General features: G+C 46.6%; 15 protein-coding genes and 1 other RNA gene. 3 read left to right on the plus strand and 13 right to left on the minus strand.

Features of this window, described 5'->3' with window-relative positions; all coding sequences use genetic code 11:
• The first annotated feature begins 101 nt into the window (after positions 1–101).
• On the plus strand, positions 102–1412 hold the full coding sequence (locus tag QMA04_RS12075) for a hemolysin family protein (protein ID WP_290186031.1): 1311 nt from the start codon (positions 102–104) through the stop codon (positions 1410–1412).
• A gap of 42 nt (positions 1413–1454) precedes the next feature.
• On the opposite strand, the gene QMA04_RS12080 is transcribed toward QMA04_RS12075, so the two are convergent.
• From QMA04_RS12080 to QMA04_RS12130, 11 genes are all read right to left on the minus strand, one after another.
• Positions 1455–2384 (minus strand): sulfurtransferase, encoded by a 930-nt coding sequence (locus QMA04_RS12080; RefSeq protein WP_290186033.1) that lies wholly within the window; start codon positions 2382–2384, stop codon positions 1455–1457.
• A 3-nt stretch (positions 2385–2387) separates the two neighbouring features.
• Positions 2388–5969 carry a dynamin family protein gene (locus QMA04_RS12085; protein WP_290186035.1) on the minus strand — a complete coding sequence of 1194 codons (3582 nt, stop codon included), beginning with the start codon at positions 5967–5969 and terminating at the stop codon, positions 2388–2390.
• A gap of 97 nt (positions 5970–6066) precedes the next feature.
• A complete protein-coding gene (locus QMA04_RS12090; protein WP_191714273.1) occupies positions 6067–6825 on the minus strand; it encodes an SDR family NAD(P)-dependent oxidoreductase in 759 nt (252 codons plus the stop codon).
• 94 nt (positions 6826–6919) lie between these two features.
• On the minus strand, positions 6920–8425 hold the full coding sequence (locus QMA04_RS12095; RefSeq protein WP_191714272.1) for a carboxypeptidase M32: 1506 nt from the start codon (positions 8423–8425) through the stop codon (positions 6920–6922).
• A gap of 53 nt (positions 8426–8478) precedes the next feature.
• Positions 8479–10386: an ATP-dependent DNA helicase gene (locus tag QMA04_RS12100; protein WP_191714271.1), complete on the minus strand. Its 1908-nt coding sequence runs from the start codon at positions 10384–10386 to the stop codon at positions 8479–8481.
• Between the two features lie 53 nt (positions 10387–10439).
• The gene (locus QMA04_RS12105) at positions 10440–11573 is read right to left on the minus strand and encodes a THUMP domain-containing class I SAM-dependent RNA methyltransferase (RefSeq protein ID WP_191714270.1); all 1134 of its coding nucleotides are present in this window, start codon (positions 11571–11573) and stop codon (positions 10440–10442) included.
• A gap of 272 nt (positions 11574–11845) precedes the next feature.
• Positions 11846–12225: RNase P RNA component class B (gene rnpB, locus QMA04_RS12110), an RNA gene on the minus strand.
• A 48-nt stretch (positions 12226–12273) separates the two neighbouring features.
• Positions 12274–12567 (minus strand): cell division regulator GpsB, encoded by a 294-nt coding sequence (gpsB, locus tag QMA04_RS12115; protein ID WP_191714269.1) that lies wholly within the window; start codon positions 12565–12567, stop codon positions 12274–12276.
• 65 nt (positions 12568–12632) lie between these two features.
• Complete coding sequence (locus tag QMA04_RS12120) at positions 12633–13880, minus strand: ribonuclease H-like domain-containing protein (protein ID WP_290186038.1); 1248 nt, start codon at positions 13878–13880, stop codon at positions 12633–12635.
• 6 nt (positions 13881–13886) lie between these two features.
• Entirely contained in the window at positions 13887–16157 is a 2271-nt protein-coding gene (locus QMA04_RS12125) for a DEAD/DEAH box helicase (RefSeq protein WP_290186039.1), read from the minus strand.
• On the minus strand, positions 16150–16518 hold the full coding sequence (locus QMA04_RS12130; RefSeq protein WP_191714267.1) for a YppE family protein: 369 nt from the start codon (positions 16516–16518) through the stop codon (positions 16150–16152). Before QMA04_RS12130 ends, QMA04_RS12125 begins: the two co-directional genes overlap by 8 nt.
• Positions 16519–16706: 188 nt before the next feature.
• On the opposite strand from QMA04_RS12130, the gene recU reads away from it, so the two are divergent.
• On the plus strand, positions 16707–17318 hold the full coding sequence (gene recU, locus QMA04_RS12135; protein WP_290186040.1) for a Holliday junction resolvase RecU: 612 nt from the start codon (positions 16707–16709) through the stop codon (positions 17316–17318).
• Between the two features lie 34 nt (positions 17319–17352).
• Positions 17353–20091: a penicillin-binding protein 1A gene (locus QMA04_RS12140; protein ID WP_290186042.1), complete on the plus strand. Its 2739-nt coding sequence runs from the start codon at positions 17353–17355 to the stop codon at positions 20089–20091.
• A gap of 45 nt (positions 20092–20136) precedes the next feature.
• Here the strand turns inward: QMA04_RS12140 and QMA04_RS12145 are convergent, their stop codons facing one another.
• The gene (locus QMA04_RS12145) at positions 20137–20475 is read right to left on the minus strand and encodes a YpoC family protein (protein ID WP_290186043.1); all 339 of its coding nucleotides are present in this window, start codon (positions 20473–20475) and stop codon (positions 20137–20139) included.
• Positions 20450–21130, minus strand: a complete 681-nt coding sequence (gene nth / locus QMA04_RS12150) for an endonuclease III (RefSeq protein ID WP_191714263.1) — start codon at positions 21128–21130, stop codon at positions 20450–20452. Before nth ends, QMA04_RS12145 begins: the two co-directional genes overlap by 26 nt.
• Between the last annotated feature and the right edge of the window lie 2 nt (positions 21131–21132).

Below are 21132 nucleotides of genomic sequence, written 5' to 3' on the forward strand. Positions count from 1 at the left end.
TTTTTCACTCAACTTTCCGTAAAGCATGATGCCTTTCATTTATGGTATACTGTTTTTACTTATAGAAAGCAGAGGTGAACCCTCCCAGTCGGAGGGACGAATTGGACAGTATACTCATTCTCAATTTGTTTTTGGTCGCTCTTTTAATCGGGCTGACCGCTTTATTTGTTGGATCGGAGTTTTCAATTATTCGCGTCAGGATGTCCCGCATCGATCAACTTGTATCAGAAGGCAATAAAAACGCCATCTTGACGAAGAAAATCACCAGCAACCTGGATTATTATTTATCCGCTTGCCAATTGGGAATTACAGTGACGGCACTCGGCCTTGGTTGGTTGGGTGAGCCGACTGTCGAACGGATCCTGCATCCGGTTTTTGAAAACTTTGGAATCGAAGAGCCCACTGCGTCGATCTTTTCCTTTATCATCGCGTTTACCGTTATTACTTTTTTGCATGTGGTGATCGGTGAATTGGCTCCGAAAACTCTGGCGATTCAATACGCTGAGAAAATGGCCTTTATCTTCGCCCGCCCGCTCTTTCTGTTCGGCATCATCCTGTCCCCGTTCATCTGGCTGATGAACGGTTCTGCCCGTTTGTTGCTGCGTGCTTTCGGCATTGAGCCGGCAGAGCATGAACAGGCCCATTCGGAAGAAGAGCTGAAGATCATCATGACGCAAAGTTACCAAAGCGGTGAAATCAATCAAACGGAATTATCGTATATGCAGAACATCTTCTCATTCGACGAACGGCTGGCAAAAGACATCATGCTGCCGCGGACACAAATGGAGACCATTTCGCTTGAGATGAGCCATGACGATTTGATGGAGATTGTACGTGACCATCAGTACACCCGTTACCCAGTCACCGAACATGGGGATAAGGATGACATCCTGGGTTTCATCAACGTTAAGGAAATGCTGACCAATTATACTTATAAACAGGACTTGAACGACAGTCTTGTGGTCCACGATATCCCCTTCGTGCATGACATGGCCCCCATACAGGATGTCTTGTTGAAAATGCAGAAAGAGCATGTCCATATGGCGATTGTCGTTGACGAATACGGCGGAACTGCCGGTGTCATCACGATGGAAGATATTCTGGAAGAGATCGTCGGAGAAATCCGCGACGAATTTGATGAAGACGAACGCGACGAGATCAAGGCCGTCGACATCAATAATTATTTACTGAATGGCCGCGTGCTGTTATCAGACTTGGAAGAGCGTTTTGCCATCGAGTTCGATGACAGCGAAGACGTCGATACTATAGGCGGCTGGATCCAATTAAAGAACACGGACATCACCGAAGGCGAATCGGTTTACTTGCCGACCCATACCATCACCGTACGCGAGATGGAAAACCACCAGATTATCCGTGTACTGTTGACACGTACTGCAGAGCGGAAAGAATGATTCAAAAATCCCCCACAGCTAAAACAGCTGTCGGGGATTTTCTTATTTGCTATCCAATAATGATTTTTCGTATTCAAACTTTTTCATGAGCATCTCGCCTGAATATCCTTCTTCGATCAATTTTGCTAATATCGCTTTTGTTTGATCGTCTGCTGCTTCAGGGTGCTCGCCCCGCTCGAATTCGACAACGTTCTCCGCGTCTGTAATCCAATCCGAAAAACTGCCCATGTAGAGTTTCAGCTGATCATAGCCTTTTTCAGCCATGATGGCATAAAGAGCGGCTGCCGTTACGCCGCTGCCGCAATAAACTACTGCAGGCTCATGCTGCTGGACGATGTGGCTGATGTCTTCATTCAGCTGGAACTCCCCTTTGGAAACAAATTGAGCCCAGTCCAAATTCCGTGCTCCTGGAATCCGCCCGGCCACTGGATCAATCGGTTCTTCCAGCCCTGCATAGCGTGCGGCGGAACGTGCATCCACCAGCACACCCAGCTCATCGCCGCTGATGACATTTTTCACGTATGTCTGGTCAGCAAAAAGTTCATCTTTGAACTCGATTTTTGCCTCAGTCGACTGGGGATTCGGCATTTCAATAGAAACGGCGATTCCCTGCTCTTTCAGTTCATCAAAGCCTTTTTGGCTGATGTAAACCTGATCAAACCCAGCATATTTTAAGAGCCACCAGGCACGCGCCGCATATGGTGAGCCCCCTTGATCGTAAATGACAACAGAATCCTTGGGGTCCAAGCCGCTTGCTCGAATCAGTCCAGTCAATTGCTCAGTTGACGGCATTGGGTGCCGTCCTTTGGAAGATGACATATCGGACATGTCTTTTTCCAGATCCCAAAAGACTGCTCCTGCCACATGCTCCAGCTCATACAGTTTTCTGCCTGCTGATGGATCTTTTAAATCGAATCGTGCATCTATCCATTTATGGTTTTCGGTATCGGTCGTTTCAATAAACACTGACATCGTCTACACCCTTCCGTCCATCAAATTTGAATACAGCTCTTTCCATTGTGCCAATCGTTCGGATTGCTGCAGCAAAGTACGCTCTGAATCAATTTGGTCGACTGCCTGGCGTAGGATATGCTGGCGCAAGCCTTCCGCTTCCTGCTCAATCCAAAATTCAGCCCAGTTGCCCAGTTCTTTCTTCTCTTTTTCCAGGTAACGCAACGCATCCGGTTCCATCATGGCCTGCAGTGCATCACGAAGCTTCTCTTTTTCATTCTTCTCGAAGAAGCTCTTATTGTTCTTGTAATAGGATTTCACCGAAGAATAATCGACCTCCACGAACGGTTTGGCAATTTCCAGGGTCCCGGCTTCCTGAACTTCATATGGAGTAAACGAGAAGTCGGGATTCAATTCTTTCAATTTGGCAGCATCTTCCTTGAAGCGCGATTCCAACCTCTTTTCGATAAACTGGCCAAGGCGGAAATTGGTGACACGCAATTCCTGCTGGAAATCAAAACCGGTCATTTCATTCATATCCTGCAAAGCCGTATCCAATGCCTGCTGTGCGGATTTATTCGAAAACACAGAAGGATTGAATGCTTCCTTGAAAAAGTCATTAAAACGGTAAAAGACGCGTTGGTTGACGTAGTACAGCAATTCATCCAATTCCTGCAGAGCTTCACGCTCCAATAGTTTGGCGATCGATGCACCGAAAAGGATGCGCAACTGCTGTTCCAACTGCTTGAGTTCCTCCAAGCGTTCATCTTTACGCAGCAGGTTCTTTTCCGTATGTTCAATCAAGCTGCGGAAGCGGTCCACTGCTTTTTGCTCTTCTTCTGCAAGCGACTGGACCGCCATGCCTTTCAGTTCTTCTTTCAGGAAATGCTGGAACGCTTCCTCAAACTCCGGCATTCCCGAATGTTCCCGGTCACGCAGTGCCAAAAGGCTGGACACGCCGAACAATCGTGGGAAACGGATGCCAAAACGCTGCAACTCGTCTTTTACATACGTAACGACCGCATCTTTTTCCTGCTCGTTGTTAGCCAGGTCGATAGCGTTGACGACAAAGAACATCTTATCCATTTCAAAAGCGTCTTTGACGCGTCCAAGCTGAATCAGGAATTCCCGGTCGGCTCGAGCAAACGCATGGTTATAGTACGTGATGAACAGGATGGCATCGGCATTGCGGATATATTCGAACGCCACATTGGTATGCCGCGCATTGATGGAATCCGCTCCCGGTGTATCCACGAGCGTCACACCATTGCGCGTCAGTTCGCAATCATAGTAAAAGTCGATTTCATCAACGAAACAACTTTTCTCTTCTTTTGCTACATACAAGCCAAACTCTTCACGGTCTGTACGGATGGTTTCGCCCAAGCGGTCTTTAAACACAGGATAGCCTTTGTTGAAAGCCGTAATGAATGATTTATGAACCTGTTGCTCGGTTGGTGTATTTTCCGGCAGTTTTAAAGACTTGGCATACGCATCTTCCAATGTGGAAATTTCCACTCCCAGGACATGGAAAGAGTTTTTCACATCTTCTGTCATCTGTGCACGCGTCTTCAAACGTACATCCGCTGTTTCGTGCGGATGCTGTTCCGTAACCGGCCGGATGCGGTTGATGGTGGCTGTTGTCGGGTTTGGTGATACCGGCAAGACCGTTTCTCCCATCAAGGCATTTGAAAACGAAGATTTTCCGGCACTGAACGCACCGAATAAAGCGATCGTGAATTCCTGTCCTTCCAGACGTCCCGCTTTCCGTTTCAAATAGGCAGCCGTTTCAGCAAAACCTTTAATCGGGTCGATTACTTCCGCAGTCCGGTTGGCACGCTCCAGTACGGCCATTTCATCGAATGACGCCACTTCAAGCGTTTCTTCCTGCTGCTCTTGTACTTCCTGCTGCTGCTCATTCTTTTCAAGCATAGCCGGATCGAATTCCGTCATTTCTTCAATAGAGACTTCAAATTCTTCCAACCATTGATCCACTTTTTCTTCGGCTGCCGTTTTTTGCTTCGGCAATATGGCTGAATAAGATTTTTTCACTTTTTCGATTTTGCTGTCCATCTCTTCGAGCGTTTCAATGGCCAATATTTTCCGAGACAGGATTTGTGATTTCATATCGATTTCTGTATTGGCATCATCCGTCAAACCTTCGAACTTTTCTTCCTGTGCTTTTTTCCAGCCATCCGTTTCACGGATAAACCAGCGCTGCACAGCCGTCGAAATGCTGTTGGCAAAGTTCAATACGGCATCTCCAGTTGTGGAAGCACCTTTTGGCGTTTGTTCTTCAACGACTGAAACCGGCACTTCAAACACCATATCATCAATTGCCAGTGATTCAGTATCGGTCAATATTCCGGCATCCTTCAATGAAGACTTCATCAATTTTTTCAAATGGTTGGTGATCTGAGAGGAAACAGTCAGTTCCAGCCGTTCAGCCACATCCAGTTTCCGCTTCTGCCGTTCTTCTTCTGTCTTTTTTCCGCTGAACAGCATGCCGACTTTAAAATTCGGCTGCACCGACTCCAAGTAGCTGGTCAAGGCGCTGCGCAATTCATAAGGCATGATATTCGAGTTTTCCAGCAGTTCTTTGCGGCTCTTCTCGAACTTGGCTTGCCAGTTTTCGAAGTCCTGAACAGACATCCGGCGGGACACCAATGCATTTTCATTTTTTAGGTCTTCACGCATTTCCCATTCTTCCGGATCGAGTGTATCGGAAAACGCCTGAAGACGCTCTGCTTTTTCATCTTCCAAAAACTTGATGTGTTCATCCTTCAATTGGCTCAAAGCTGAATCAGAAGCTTCGCCGATATGGCCTTTCCAATCCTGCATAGTCGAAGACACCAAGCCCTTGACCTTCTCAAAATCATTGCCCGGAAAATCGAAATCCTTCAAGGACGTGAAGAAGATGACTTTTGGAACGACTCCCCATGCCGCAAACGAGTCATAGACCGATTGCTGGAAATCCGCAAAGCTCATTTCACTGCTTTGGTGTTTATCGATTTGATTGACAATCAAATACAGCTCCGTGTATTTCTGCAATTCTTTCGTGAAATTGAAATTCAATTCGGACTGAACATGGTTATAATCCATGACATAAAAGACCATATCCGCAACGTGCAGTGCCGACTCTGTCGACAGGCGGTGGGCGTCATCCGTTGAATCGACACCTGGCGTGTCCATTACAGTGATGCCTTTAGGCAAGACCGATGCTTGGTGGCCAATATCGATTTGAGTAACATCCCCGCTTTTGCAGAATTCCTTGACGGCGTTAAAATCATAATTCTCGGGAAAGTAGACAGGCTTTTCGTTGCGCATATTGACGATGGCGAAATCCGTATCCGCTTTCTGGACATTGACGATATTGGCACTGGTTGGTATCGGACTCGACGGCAAAAGAGTCTCTCCAGTCAGCGCGTTGATCATGGATGACTTACCGGATGAAAAATGTCCGGCAAAACCGATGATGAAATTGTTCTTCAGAATTTTCTTCGCAAATAAATGGGCTTTCGCTTCACGCTCAGTATCTTCATTGTCTTTGAAGATCTTATAGAGATGCGCCGTTTCAAGTAATTCTTTTTTATGATCCAGAACTGTCATTTAGAAATCTCCTTCTCCGCTTACTGTTCTCTATCATATCATTTTTAATGGAGAACGAAAAACTTCCTTCCCGAAATTGGGAAGGAAGTCCGTATTCTTATGAAAACCCGTGTATGGACATGCCGCCATCGACGAAAAGCGTCTGCCCTGTAATATAACTCGCTGCGTCTGAAGCCAGAAATACGACGGGCGAAGCCACTTCGGGCAATTCCCCGACACGTTTCATCGGCGTCACTGCCAGTATCGAATCCAGGTATTCGGGATCGTTTAAAATCTTCTCCGTTAAAGGCGTTTTGAAATACCAGGGCCCGATTGCGTTGACCCGGATATTCTTCGGTCCCCATTCCATCGCCATCACTTTGGTCATTTGGATGATGGCTGCTTTTGACGCAGCGTAAATTACGCCGGTCTTCAAGGCACGGTCTCCGCCGACTGAACTAATATTGATGATGGAACTGCCGCTTTCCATCTTTTTGACCGCTTCCTGTGAAAACATAAAAACGCTTTGCGCGTTTGTGTCCATAATTTGATGCCATTCCCCATCGGTTGCATCCGTCAGAGAAGAACGGATATTCATTCCGGCATTATTCACCAGAATGTCAATCGCTCCAAACTGATCCATCGTTTTCTCTACCGCTGCCTGGATGTCACTGCGCTTAGTAATATCTGTACGTATGTATGCGGTGCGGCCGTTGCCGATTTCCTGCTGGGTCTGTTGCAGGTCCGATTCGGTGCGTGCCACCAGCATAACATTAGCTCCAGCTTCTGCCAGCGCCATGGCGATCGCTTTTCCGATGCCTTTGCCTGCACCTGTGACAATTGCTGTCTTGCCGTCTAAACTGAATGATTTCAACATCTTTTATCGCCTCCGCTCCTATTATAATCAAACAATTCGGCAATTGTCTTATAAATTAAACAAAGCCACCGTGAATTTCACGGTAGCTCGTTGGTTATTTATCCAATTGGTAAATCTTCGAATACTTCTCTTCCAGGTAATCTGCCAAGTAATCCGGGTTTAATCCTTCTCCCGTAACTTCCTTGAGGATTTCCAATGGTTTTTTAAACGCCCCATGATGATGGATGTTTTTGCTTAACCATTCACGGATCGGTTTGACGTTCCGCTCTGCCAATAACTCATCAAAATTCGGCAAGTCTTTCAGCATGGCATCCTTGAACTGGGCTGCGTACATATAGCCAAGTGCATAAGAAGGGAAGTAGCCGAAGCTCGCGCCAGCCCAATGGACATCCTGCAGTACACCTTCTGCGTCATTCGAAGGCCGGACACCCAAATACTCTTCGTATTTATCGTTCCATAGCTGCGGCAAGTCACGAACCTGTAAATCTCCATCAAACAAACCTTTTTCGAGCTCGTAGCGCACCATGATATGCAATGCGTACGACAATTCGTCTGCTTCGATGCGGATCAATGATGGTTTTGATTCATTGATGGCCCGCACGTAATCCGCCAGTTCCACATCAGCAAACTGCTTAGGTGCGTACTCCTTCAATAAATTAAAGTTGTTTTGCCAGAAATGTTCGTTGCGGCCGATAAAATTCTCACAGAACAAAGACTGTGATTCATGGATCCCCATTGATGCGCCCGTTTCAATCGGCAAGCCAGCCAACGCTTCGCCCAAGTTCTGTTCATACATGGCATGTCCGCCTTCATGAATGGTGCCGAATACCGCATTGCGGAAATCGCCTTCGTCGTACTTGGTCGTTACCCGGATATCCTGGCGGTTGATCGAAATCATGAATGGGTGAACCGTTTCATCCAATCTGCCTGCTTCGAAATCGTAGCCTAGCTGTTCCAGCATTTGACGGCTGAAATCCTCCTGTGCTTCTTTCGGGAAATGCTCATAGAGAAATGCCGTTTCGGGTTTATTCGGTGAAGCGGCAATTTTTTGCACCAACGGCACGATGCGGTTACGCAATTTGCCGAAGACTTCATCTAAAATCTCTGTCGTCATGCCCGGTTCATACTGATCGAGCAACGTATTATAAGGGCTGCCATTTTTCTCGCCCCAATAGCCGATCATTTTTTTCGTGCTGCTCACCAAGTCCTCTAAATAAGGAAGGAACATTGAGAAATCCGAAGCATCTTTGGCAGTTTCCCAGACCGATTCCGCTTTGGACTTCAAAATGATGAATTTCTTGTATTCTTCAGGAGGGACTTTTTTGCTCAAATCGTATTCTTTACGCGCTTCTTCTACGGAACGGCGGATATAAGGATCCAGTGTTGCCTGATTTTCTTCTAAAGAAGAAAGCAGTTCGCCAAACTCATCTGAAGTCGATAAATTGAATACTTCTGCAGACAACGTACCGATGCTCTCAGAGCGTAGTTCTACGCCTTTTTTGGGTGCACCTGTCCGCAAATCCCAATACAATAATGCAATTGCTTCTTCATAGCCTTTGATCTTGCTGAAATGCTCGGTAAACTGTTTTTCGAGTGACACTTAAATCCCCCCAATGCTTGATGAGACTATTGTATCACAACAAAACCAACAGCTTAAAAGTTTTCAGCAGGGACCGGCAGAATTGTTTCCCATAAATGTTCTACGCGCAGTTCGTCTTCATTCAGCAATAGATGAATTTCGCCGTAATCCTTCGAAGTACGGATCAGGCGGCCTATTCCTTGCTGGATACGCAGCTGCATGAACGGCAAATCGATCTCTTCCAACGGGTTGTTGCTGAACTTGCGTTTGGCATCAAAAACAGGATCCTTCGGAGGGAACGGCAGATCCACGATGATGACTTTCGTCAAAGCTTCACCAGGCAGATCCAAACCTTCCCATAAATGATACGAACACAAAATCTGGAATTTGCCTTCCTGAAATTCTTTGACGACCGTCGACAGCTCACGATCTCCTTCGAATTCAATGGTGTATTGATGATCCAGCGGCAAAGATTTCTTGAAATTGTCCATCTCCATTTTTGAAGTAAACAAAACAAGCGATTGGTCGCCCGTGCTGAACAGGTCATAGACACGTTCAAATTTCTGCTGCTGCTCCAGTGGATGTTTAAAGATTTTCATGACGTCTTCATAATCAAATGGAGACGAAACAGAAAATGATTGGTATTTATCGATTCCGAGACTATCAGACAGATAAGTGAAATCTTTTTGAATCGATAAGGTAGCGGAAGAAAAAATGATCGGAATTTTTCCGTCAAACAGTTTTTCGTCCAAAATATCGGTAACGAGGCGCGGCATGATGACCAATGTCTCGATCTCATCTTTTATTTCCAGCCATGTTACCGCGTCGCCTTCTTCTACAAACAAACGCATCGAGAAGGTGTATTGCTCAAAATATTCTTCAGCCAAGCGCAGCTCGTATTCAGGAATGGTGAAAAGCTCGCCTTCAAAGACGAATTCTTCCATCATCAAATCAATGTGGCGAATCAGCAATTTGCCGACTTCGACTAATTCCGGAGCTTTCGCGATGGCTTTGCGGTCTTCAGTACTTGCGACGGTATGGATGCGCAATAGACGGAAAAACTCATTGTGGAGATCTATGGTCTGCTCGATCATGTTCAATGTTTTTTCACGCATGCCATCGGAAAGAATGCTTTCTGTCACATCTTGAAGTGTACTTTCCTGCACTTCGTAAGTCAGTGCGCGCTGTGCGGAGAATTCGAGCAAATGGCCTTCATCAAGAACAATTTGCGAGAATTCCGGAAGCAAAGGCGTCTGCCCTTCCCGTTTGCGTGCTTCTTTTGTCCAAATATGCTCCATCAGGAAATCATGAGAGCAGATGACAAGGTCTGTCGCCTGACGGTAATGGTTGCGGTGGATGGTCTGCCCGCATTTATTGCGCAGATCGCAGGCATTGCAGTTTTGGATCGGATGGTAATTGACCTGCTGCCACTCTTCATCCGTAACTTCCGGATAGCTTGAGCGTTCGCCGTAAGGATAGGTATTTTGCATGGAATAGGTTTTGTTGACGAATTCCGGCAGGCTGAATTCGATATCGTCCAGAAAATCAGCATCACTGCGTTTTTTTGCGCCTTCAAAACGCTGGAGGCATAGATATTGGTCACGTGATTTTGCCAGGCGGACATCCAGGTTCAAATCGAACAGGTCATTCAAACGGTCGACGTCCCCGCCTTTTTTGACCAATTGCTCGATCAACGTTTCGTCCGCACATGAAATGAGTGCCGGTTTTCCGGTATAGCGTGCATAAGCGATTGCAGGAAGCAAATAAGCCATGGTTTTCCCAGTCCCTACTCCGGCTTCCGCAAACAGCACCGCTTTTTCTTTCAAAGCCTGTTCAATTTGGAAAGACATGAAAATCTGCTCATCGCGCAAATCATAGCCTTTTTCAGGCAGCTCATCGTAAAACACATCGCCGATCCAATCATTGAGTGATTCAAAGAAAGTTTTGTCCTTTGTTAAAGGAAATGGTAGTGGTTGTCTCATAAACTCTCCTCACAGAGAAACGGAAGAGCCGCTGCCCTTCCGTTTCGTCTCATTTATTTTTTAGAACGTTCTCCCCAGAATTGGAAAAGATCCGTACGGATAAACCCGTTGAACAATTTACGTTTTTTGGTTGCCGGCTGCCCGTATAGGGTTTCGAAACGTCCCATAGACGACAGCATATACACCGACCACGTCGGGTGTTGTGCAAAAACTCGGCCCATGTCAGCAATCATTTCTTCAATGATTTCAATCTCACCGATACGTTCGCCGTATGGCGGGTTGCCGACGACTACGCCGTTTTCTTCCGTTGCGACAAAATCCTTCACTTGGCGTTGCTCGAAGCGGATCAAGTCGCCAAAACCGGCTTCCCGTGCATTTTCTTCCGCTACTTTCAACATGCGGTGGTCGATGTCAGTTCCCAGAATATTAAGGGGTTGGTCATAGTTCGCCAACTCTTCCGCTTCTTCGCGGACTTCATCCCAAATCTTCTGGCCGATCCACGGCCATTCTTCGCTGTCAAAATCCCGGTTGTAGCCAGGTGCAAGATTTTGCCCGATCATCGCCGCTTCAATAGCGATTGTACCTGAACCACAGAATGGATCTACGAACGGACGGTCCGGCGTCCATCTTGATAACTTCACCAAAGCTGCAGCCAAGGTTTCCTTCAACGGCGCTTCCCCTTGATCCAGACGGTATCCACGTTTATGCAGTCCAGCGCCGCTTGTATCGATGGACAATTGAACTTTGTCTTTCAAAATTGAGACTTCAATTTTAAAGCGCGGTCCTGTTTCATCCAAGAATGAATTGCGGTGATACGCTTTTTTCAAACGCTCAACAATCGCTTTCTTGACGATTGACTGACAGTTTGGCACACTGTGCAACGTCGATTTGACCGATTTCCCTTGTACCGGGAATTCAGCGTCCACCGGCAGGAATTTTTCCCACTCGATGGCTTTTGTCTGTTCAAACAATTCATCAAAAGTATAAGCGTTGAATTCACCGGCGATGATCTTGACGCGGTCAGCTGTCCGCAGCCATAGATTTGTTTTGGCGATATCGCGTTCGTTGCCTTCGAAAAATACTTTGCCGTTTTCTGTCTGTGTTTCATATCCTAATTCTTTAACTTCGTTGGCTACAATCGACTCTAGGCCCATTGCGGCTGTTGCGAGCAATTTAAATGTTGTCATAACGACTCCCTCTCCAGTTGTTCACTATTTCAGTTTTCGGTGTTTGTTTTATTTTTCATCAATCGCAAGAAAAATACGTATGAAGAAATCGCGCCAGGCGGACGCCATGCCGAAAGTGGCCGAAGCGATTATAGAAATTTTTATATTTCAGCACAAGCACACAGTTAAATTAGTAGGATCTAACCAGCCCTGCTCAAAAGTTTGTCTCACAATATGAAGAAAAGCTCCCCCGACAGGAGAGCCTTTGATAAGCATTTTAAGACCATGTGAAATTCTATAAGCCATGTTTTGTTTCCACGTACTCAAACGGTTTGCACCTCGTACTAGTGGACAGCAACCATCTATCTGCAAACTTGCGTCTGCCTCTTCATCGGTTCATTTCCCTCAGAAAAGTGCCCCTACCATAATTTGGGTTTCTCGCTCACGGGGTTTACCTCGTTCCACCTGTATAATTTCTTATACAGCTCCGTCACTGTGGCACCTTCAGGGTATTTCGGCCATATCCGAAGACTTAGGCGTTCTACCCGCCGTCAGCTATTGCTAGCTGCCTCAGCTTATTGTTTCACTGAGCGCGATCACTACGGTCATCTCAGAACCGTGCGAGCATGGACTTTCCTCTCCAGCTAAAAAGCCGGAGCGATTGCCAGAATTTCAAATGGCTTTACTAGTATACGTCATTTGGCGCAATAAAACAATGGTTTTACTTATTATCCAGCTTGTTGCCGAATACGTGGTTCTCCAAATGGGATAGGCGGCGCAGAATATCAAAATTCGTTGTGCCTGGAGCCGGGGTTGCCTGTTTTCTTGGAGTATCTTCCAATTCCATACGCAAGCGTTTGTTTTCATTTTGCAATTGTTCAATCCGTTTTGAAAAGGCTTCGTAATCCTGGATGATTTCATCGAGGAAATGATCTACTTCATCCTGATTATAGCCGCGCATACCTGTTTTAAAATCTTTTTCCAGTATATCTTTAGATGTGAATTTATTTTCCATTTTAATCGTCCTTCCATAAAAAAACTACCTTACGCTAAGTATAGCATAAGGTGGATTTTTCGTGTTTAGTTCTCATCAAGTTCCGGGCGTTTTTTTCGCTTTTTCTCTTCCAGCCGCGTTATCCTTTTGTGGATATCCGAAATCAATGACTGGCGTACTTTCGTATGCTCGCTGGCTTCTTTTGCAAAGCCGGCCATAATCAATGCCTGGTCCAGATTGTGCAATTGGTGCTCATACAGTTTAGCCGCATGGATCCACGCTTCCACTTCGATGCTGCCGCGCAGATGAGGCGCCGCTTCCTTGAACAATTTGACGGCTTCCTCGTGGTGGCCCGCCCGCTTCTTTTGGATGGCGAGCAAATAACGGGCCAATGCTGAAGAAGCGCCTCTTTCTGCGGTGACGTGTTCAAGATACGCAGCACTTTGATCAAACTGCTTTAAATCCGCATACCATTTCCCAATATTCGTATAGGCGCCGCTTGTTTCCGATTCCATATCCTCCATCAAAAGATTGGACGACAGCACGTACAGTGACACCAATGACAAGATATCCAGTTCATTGTGGTATAACACTTTTGCCAAACCTTCTGGAAAGCCGCTTTTCACCGCATCCAGATAAATGGCTGGGATCAAATAACCCGGCACATCCCCTTGACGCATAAAACCAAGCTTTTCTTCCTCGATGGTACTAAGTTTCATCCGGGCCAATTCATTTTTCCAGATCCGTTTGGTGCCATGAAATAAGTCAATTTGCCGTGGAACTGGTAATTTCGGCAGAATCTGCCGGTGCATGGTCCAACGGGATGTCAGCTGTGGCCAGTCGAAACTTTTTCCGTTATAGGAAAAGATGATCGGATCCTCGTTTTTCCACAAACCGGTTTCATACAAAAACGCAGCTTCATGTGAAGGGTCCGGCATGATGTATTGCATCATCTCAAAATGGTCACTGCGTTTCACCAGCAAGCCGATCAAAAAAATATAGGCGCCGGTTCCGCTAAGGCCAGTGGTTTCCGTATCGAAAAACACCAAAGGGTCCTGCTCGCTCAGTTTAAACGGATGATCGAAATCCACATTCTCCCAAGCTTTCAGCACAGGATCCAGTTCATTCAGAACCACTGAACCATGGTGGGTATCGAGCGGGTAAACGATTTTTTTCCGGTATACAAAACCGAATTTATTTTCGACGAGCTCTAGCCCGATTTTATTCCATTTGTCTTCATGGAGCGGCCGCTCAACCGCTTTTGGCTGCTGCTTTTTGGCCGGTTGCTTTTTCAGCATGCCTTTCATCTGGAGAAGTTTATTTTCAAACGACATCTTTCTTCACCCCTCTTTACGGAGATCATCCAACAAACGGATGACATGGCCTTTCATGCTGATGGCAGCATCCTGTGCACCAATGCATGATGGACATCCATCAAGGCACGGGCATTCTGAAACATGCTGCTGTGCCTTATCCAGCAAAGGCATCCACAAATCGTAGATCCGTTCACTGATGCCGATGCCACCCGGATAGGAATCATGGATGAAAAAGGATGGCATATCATTATGCGGCGACTTCACTTGCGGCACAACATGGACATCCCGGCGGTCGCATTGGACAAATACCGGAATGAACGACTCGATGGCATAGGCCGCTCCGGTCATCGTATCCGACAATTCCGATTCCGAGAAGTCCTCCGGCTTGGTGAAGCTCAGCCAAGTCGACGAAGTATGCAGCTCTTCCGCAGGAAGCGAAATCGGACCGGAACCGATATTGTCATGAGAATCAAAACGGATTTTCTTGAAGATTGTTGGCATTGCCAGAACAGCGATGTCTCCATAGAACACTTCCGATTTGTTCATTTTCTTGTCTTTGTCTTCACTCATCACCTTGAGCTCGACCGCCAAATTGGCATCGGTGAAATAATCGACATCGACTTCCCGGACATAGGCTTTCTTTTCTTCCCAATCCAAAATTTCCACTTGGAACTGTATGCCTTGGTGCAGGTAGATGGCTTCTTCATGTAAAAGCGTCATTGCACTGAAACGGTCCATCTCACCTATCACCCGTGTATCCGCGGGCACAGACTGGTCGATGATGACGACATTTTCCTGTGAAGCGGAGCGAAGCGAAATATCATGCGCCGGGAAACGGTCGCTCATCCAATGCCAGCGGTCCGAGGTCCGGACAAGCACCCCTTCTTCCTGCAGGTACTCAAGCAACTCCTGCACCTCGAACTCCCCGTATTGATCATCGATGCGGAATGGCAGTTCAAAAGAAGCGCATTTCAAATGGTCCATCAGAATGATGATGTTTTCCGGATGGATGCGCGCTTCTTCCGGAGACTGGTCCAGCAAATATTCCGGATGGTTGATGATGTATTGGTCCAGTGCAGTCGACTGTGCCACGTAAATGACCAGGGATTCGTCCTGCCGACGCCCTGCACGCCCCGCCTGTTGCCAGGCGCTGGCAATATTGCCGGGATATCCTGTCATGATGCACGCCTGCAATTGGCCGATATCGACACCAAGCTCCAAGGCATTGGTGGACACAACGCATTGTATTGAACCATCGCGCAGCCCTTTTTCAATGGCTCGCCGCTCTGTCGGCAAATAACCGCCACGGTATCCTTTGATCGAGTCGTCCTGCAGTTTCATTTTGGTGATGGCTTGCAGATACGTCACCAGCATTTCGACGCGGACGCGGCTCTTGGCAAAAACGATGGTCTGGATGCCGTTTTTGATCAGATGGGTGGCGAGATCTCGTACTTCCAGGATTGCGCTTCTGCGGACGCCAAATGTCGGATGGATAATCGGCGGGTTGTAGAAGACAATATGCTTTTTGCCGGAGGGTGCACCGTTCTGGTCAATCAGTTGATGGGTGCTATTGGTCAGGTTTTCCGCCAGTTCTTTCGGATTAGCGATGGTGGCAGATGTGCAAATAAAGACTGGGTCGCTTCCGTAAAACTCACAGATCCGCTTCAGTCTGCGGATGACATGCGCTACATGTGTCCCGAATATGCCTTTATACGTATGCAGTTCATCGATCACTATATAATGAAGGTTCTCGAAAAGAGAGACCCATTTTGTATGATGCGGCAAAATCGCGGAATGCAGCATATCCGGGTTGGTCATGACGATTTGTCCCGCTTTGCGTACCTTTGTCCGGATTGCAGGAGAAGTATCTCCATCATACGTATAAGATAAAATCGCTTCTTCCGTTTTTTCGATCAAGTCATGCAGATCACTTTTTTGGTCTTGTGCCAACGCTTTCGTCGGGAACAAGTACAACGCACGCGCCCCTGGATCATTTAGAATCTTGTGCAGGACAGGCAAATGGTAGCAATACGATTTGCCTGACGCTGTAGGGGTTACTGCTGTAAACGATTTGCCCGCTGTGGCCAAATCGAACGCTTCGCGCTGGTGGGTATATAATTGTTCAATGCCTTTTTTGCGGAGTGCCGCTTTTAGGCTGTCATGCATCTCCGGTGGAAAATCAGCATATTGAGGCGGTTTTTCCTGTCTAGTATGCCAATGGACAATCCGTTCCATCATGTCCGGTTCCGTTTTCCATTCGTTCATCAATTCAGGCAGTTTTTTTCGCTTAATCATTTTCAGCACTCTTTTCATCGATGGCCAAAATAAATGTCTGCAATGTATATTGAGCCGCTTGAATCGTTTGGATAAAGCGTTTCTTGCTCGTTTCCTTGTAGAAGCTTTGAACAAAAAACTGCGTCATGCCTTCTGCCGCAGTGTCAATTGTCGGCTTGTGTACATACTTCGGACGCTGCTGCTGGATATATAGCAGCGATTCTTTTTGCCATTCATTTATTTTTCCATGCCAGTAATCGGCATATGGTTTAACATCTTTATAAAAGTCAGGGACCGCGTCTTTTTCACGCATTTCATAAAAACGGTCCAGGCATTTTCCACATTCATCGTATAATGCGGAAGAGAGTTCTCTAACTGTCATTGTGCAACCCCTCCATTGCCATTAGTTTATCATATTCACTAATGTGACACGACTTTTATCGAACAGACATTCTTTCGGGTTGGAGCATCCGGTGAAATCCGCTATTATTAGAACATAAAGTTGAAACCTTTCAGCATATCAGTCGTCTAAGAGCTTGTGATATGATAGAGTAAGCGAGGTGTATCATAATGGCAATAAATTATCCGAACGGGAAAAAATTCATTCCGTCAACTGCTCAACCTGCCAAAGAGCAAGCGGCCAATAAAAAGAAGAAGGATTTTTCCTTCAGCAACCGCGGCAAAACTTTAGAGGATGAACTGAATGAAACCAATGATTATTACCTTCAATTGGGATTGGCGGTCATTCATAAGAAGCCGGTACCTCTGCAGATTGTTAAAGTAGAATACCCTTCCAGAAGCGCAGCTGTGATTCGGGAAGCCTATTTCCAAGCTCCTTCCACAACTGACTATAACGGTGTCTGGAATGGCCGTTATATTGACTTTGAAGCCAAAGAAACGGAAAACAAAACTTCATTTCCATTGAAGAACATTCATGACCACCAGATACATCATATGTCTCAAGTGGTAAAACAAAATGGAACGGCGTTCATGATCATCCGATTCTCTTCCTGGCAGCGCTATTTCATCATGCCTTTTGCAGAACTCGAAGTTTTTTGGAACCGGATGATAACAGGCGGAAGAAAATCGGTTACTTTGCAGGAAATTGAAGAAACTTCATTTGAAATTACACCTGGAGCATTCCCCCGCATCGACTATTTGCCTCTTCTGAATAAGCTTTAAGCACCATCATATATATGAAAGTGAGGAACCGATCTTGAGCGACAAACAAATTTCGCGTGAAGAACGCCGAAAAGCAATCGAACGCCAAAAGAAAGCAAACAACAAAAAGAAAAAGAAATCCCCAGTAGTTTTATGGATGAAACGGATCCTAATGGCGATCTTCGCCATCGGCATTGCGGGACTGGTATTCGGAGCATCCCTGTTTGCCTACTACGCAAGCAGCGCACCCGAGATTGATGAGGAACTTCTGCGCGACCCGATCAGCCCGACCTTCTATGCAGCTGACGGCGAAACGGAAATTCCGTATATTACCGCAGAGAATCGGGAATATGTTAACTACGAAGACATCCCGAAAGTAATGGAAGATGCCATTCTGGCAACAGAAGATAACCGTTTTTACAAACACTCCGGCATCGATGTCATCCGTTTAGGCGGAGCTGTCATCGCTAATATCACTGGTGGCTTCGGATCTCAAGGAGCCAGCACAATCACCCAGCAGGTCATTAAAAACTCGTTCCTGACCAATGATAAGACCTTAAAGCGAAAAGCACAGGAAGCTTATCTGGCCTTTAAGTTGGAGCAGGAATATGAAAAAGAAGAAATTTTCGAGATGTATTTCAATAAAATCCTGATGTCTGGAAACATCTACGGTTTCGGAACAGCTTCAGAATATTTCTATGGCAAACCATTGGGCGAATTGACGCTTGCTGAAGCTGCATTGCTTGCAGGAATGCCGCAGAGCCCGAACGGCTATAACCCGTTCACAAATATAGAACGTGCTGAAGAACGCCGAAATGTCGTCTTAAGCCTAATGGATCAGCACGAAAAAATCAGCACAGAAGAAAAAGAACAAGCGCAGGCAGCACCTGTTGCCGACTCACTGGTTCCTGAAGGTGAGCGCCAGCCTCAAACGGCCAGCAGCGAACACACTGCATTCATGGAAATGGTAGAGGATGAACTTGAATCATTGGAAGGCGACTACTCGCTGGACGAAGGCCTCACCATCTACACGACATTGGAACCATATGTCCAAACTAAAGTAAACGAAGCGATGGCTTCTGATTTGTTCTTTGATGATAATGTCCAATCGGCTATGACCGTCGTAGACACGAAAACAGGCGGAATCAGTGCCGTCGGAGCGGCTCGTGAGTATACAGGTGATGTACGCCACAATTATGCAATTGACGGCAGTCGCCAAGTAGGATCAATTATCAAACCTATTCTGGATTATGGCCCAGCTATCGAATACTTGGACTGGTCTACTGGGCAAACCGTTGTGGATGAACCTTACTCCTATGATGACAATGGCCAGGAAGTCCGAAATGTAGATGGACGATTCCTTGGAAGCATGACGATCCGTGAAGCACTTTACCGTTCACGTAATATCCCGGCGGTTAAAACCCTGGCCGAAGTAGGCACTGAAAACGCCGGCGAATTCATGAAGAATGTTGGACTCGATATGGAGAATATCTATGAATCAACAGCTTTAGGATCAGCAGAGTTTTCGACAGTCGATATGGCGGGTGCTTTTGCAGCATTCGGGAATAAAGGGGAATTTATTAAACCGCACACCATCAAGAAAATTGTATTCCGTGATGGTTCGACCGAGCAAATCGTTGAACCAGAGCCGGTACAAGCCATGAAAGACAGTACTGCCTATATGGTGACGGACATTTTGAGAGATGTCATGGATCCCAACCGCGCCGGTGCTACCGGTAAAGAAGCGGCTATCAGCGGATTGGACCTGGCGGGAAAAACAGGTACCACCAACTATACAGCCAAAGAAATGCAAGATTATAATTTAGACTCCAGCTCAGCACCAGATGTCTGGTTTGCGGGTTATACGACGGACTATGCAGTTTCCGTCTGGAGCGGCTACCCTACTCGAAAAACACCAATTGACACAGCATCGGATGAACGTTTGCTAGCTCAGCGTTTATTCAAAAGTGTAATGTCTGAGATTTCTTCTCCTGAAACGGCCCGTTTTGAACAGCCGGATTCAGTTACCGAGAAAGTTGTCGAAGTAGGATCTGTTCCACTGAAACTGGCAAGTGCATTTACACCCTACAGCATGAGAAGCACTGAGCTTTTCGCTCGCGGAACCGAACCGAATTCCGTATCTCAGCGCTACGTTGTAGAAGATTTGGCTACACCAAGCGGATTGCGCGCAAATGTCAGTGGAAGCTCAGCCCAATTGTCGTGGAATCATGGAGACGATGACGTATCCTTTGAAGTCTCCGTTGAAGTGGACGGATCACGCTCGGTCCTTACCACTTCATCAAGCAAGTCCTACACATTCAATGGACTTGAAGAAGGAAAAACTTACACATTCCGTGTCGTAGCAGTCAACAGTACACAACGCAGCGACCCTGCTTCAACAGTAGTGGAAGTTGCAGCTGCTCCTGAAGAACCGGAAGAAGAACCAGCCGAAGAGCCGGTTGAAGAAGAACCGGTCGAAGAAGAGCCCGTTGAAGAAGAACCAGTCGAAGAAGAACCAGTCGAAGAAGAACCAGCTGAAGAAGAGCCAGCTGAAGAAGAACCGGCTGAGGAAGAACCAGCTGAAGAAGAACCGGCTGAAGAAGAGCCAGCCGAAGAAGCACCGATTGAAGAGCCAACAGATCCAACTGAAGAAAAGGAAAGCGAAACGCCTTCTGTCAACAGCAGTGGAAATGGCAATGCCGAAAGCAATAATAACGGCAACGGCAACAATGGCAACAATGGCAACGGAAATGCCGATAATGGCAATGGACAAGAAGACGAAAATAATAACTGAACAACAAAACCCCCGAATGCAGATGCATTCGGGGGTTTTGTGTTGTCATTCAAGTGAACGCTTCAATTCAATGCGTTTTCTGGCAACTGTTTTTTTCAATTCAGCGAACAGTTCCGCAAGCTGTCGATAGGCAGCATATGTACCCAGAGAACCTTCTATAAAGGACAGGCGCTCCGAACCATTCAACGGCTCAAAATCCGGCTCTCCAAGTGCTTCACGGCAATGGGACAACAGTCGTTTATATAGCTCGATTCCAACTTCTAGAACCATTTTCGCGCGTTTCTCGCGCTGCCTATGCAAAACGGCCAGTTCCACTGAAATTCTGTCCCATTCCAGAAAGTACGGATCGAGTTGTTCTTTAGTTAACTTCTGTAACGATTTCACGTTTGACAAGTCCTTTTTTCTCGCGTTTCTGCCCTTCACGGCAACGGTCAAACAGCGGACAGATGTGGCAGCCCGGGTTCTGTGATTTGCAATGGTAGCGGCCGAAAAAGATGATTTGGTGATGTGTCTTGGACCAATCGTCCGCTGGCGTCTTTTTCATGATCGTCTCTTCCACCTGCAGCGGATTGTCTTTCCAACGGTTCAATCCGAGTCGTTTGGCCACACGTTCCACATGGGTATCTACTGCTAAAGCCGGTATGCCAAAAGCCACGGAAACAACCACATTGGCTGTTTTGCGTCCAACTCCGGGAAGTGTCATCAAAAGATCGCGATCGGCAGGCACGATGCTGCCGTATTCATCGATCAGGATTCGGCTCAGCGCCTGAATATTTTTGGCTTTGTTCCGGAACAGGCCGATCGAACGGATATCCTGCTGCAATTCTTCTAAAGAAACCGATACATAATCTTCAGGCGTATGGTATTTCTGGAATAAGTCAGCCGTCACCCTGTTCACCAACTTATCAGTACATTGCGCAGACAGCAGGGTGGCAATCAGCAAATCGAACGGGTTCCGGTGAACCAACTCACAATGGGCATCCGGAAACATCCGATCCATTTCTTCGAGACAGGCAAGCCATTCTTTTTTGGACATCATCT

This window comes from Planococcus sp. APC 3900 (assembly GCF_030407735.1).
In the GTDB taxonomy this organism is placed as follows: Bacteria; Bacillota; Bacilli; order Bacillales_A; family Planococcaceae; genus Planococcus; species Planococcus notacanthi.

Coding starts and splice junctions, on each gene's coding strand:
- gpsB (WP_191714269.1), bottom strand. CDS start 12,567: ATGGAAAATAAATTCACATCTAAAGATATACTGGAAAAAGATTTTAAA.
- QMA04_RS12090 (WP_191714273.1), bottom strand. CDS start 6,825: ATGTTGAAATCATTCAGTTTAGACGGCAAGACAGCAATTGTCACAGGT.
- QMA04_RS12130 (WP_191714267.1), bottom strand. CDS start 16,518: ATGACAGTTAGAGAACTCTCTTCCGCATTATACGATGAATGTGGAAAA.
- QMA04_RS12105 (WP_191714270.1), bottom strand. CDS start 11,573: ATGACAACATTTAAATTGCTCGCAACAGCCGCAATGGGCCTAGAGTCG.
- QMA04_RS12100 (WP_191714271.1), bottom strand. CDS start 10,386: ATGAGACAACCACTACCATTTCCTTTAACAAAGGACAAAACTTTCTTT.
- recU (WP_290186040.1), top strand. CDS start 16,707: ATGGCAATAAATTATCCGAACGGGAAAAAATTCATTCCGTCAACTGCT.
- QMA04_RS12125 (WP_290186039.1), bottom strand. CDS start 16,157: ATGATTAAGCGAAAAAAACTGCCTGAATTGATGAACGAATGGAAAACG.
- nth (WP_191714263.1), bottom strand. CDS start 21,130: ATGATGTCCAAAAAAGAATGGCTTGCCTGTCTCGAAGAAATGGATCGG.
- QMA04_RS12085 (WP_290186035.1), bottom strand. CDS start 5,969: ATGACAGTTCTGGATCATAAAAAAGAATTACTTGAAACGGCGCATCTC.
- QMA04_RS12120 (WP_290186038.1), bottom strand. CDS start 13,880: ATGTCGTTTGAAAATAAACTTCTCCAGATGAAAGGCATGCTGAAAAAG.
- QMA04_RS12080 (WP_290186033.1), bottom strand. CDS start 2,384: ATGTCAGTGTTTATTGAAACGACCGATACCGAAAACCATAAATGGATA.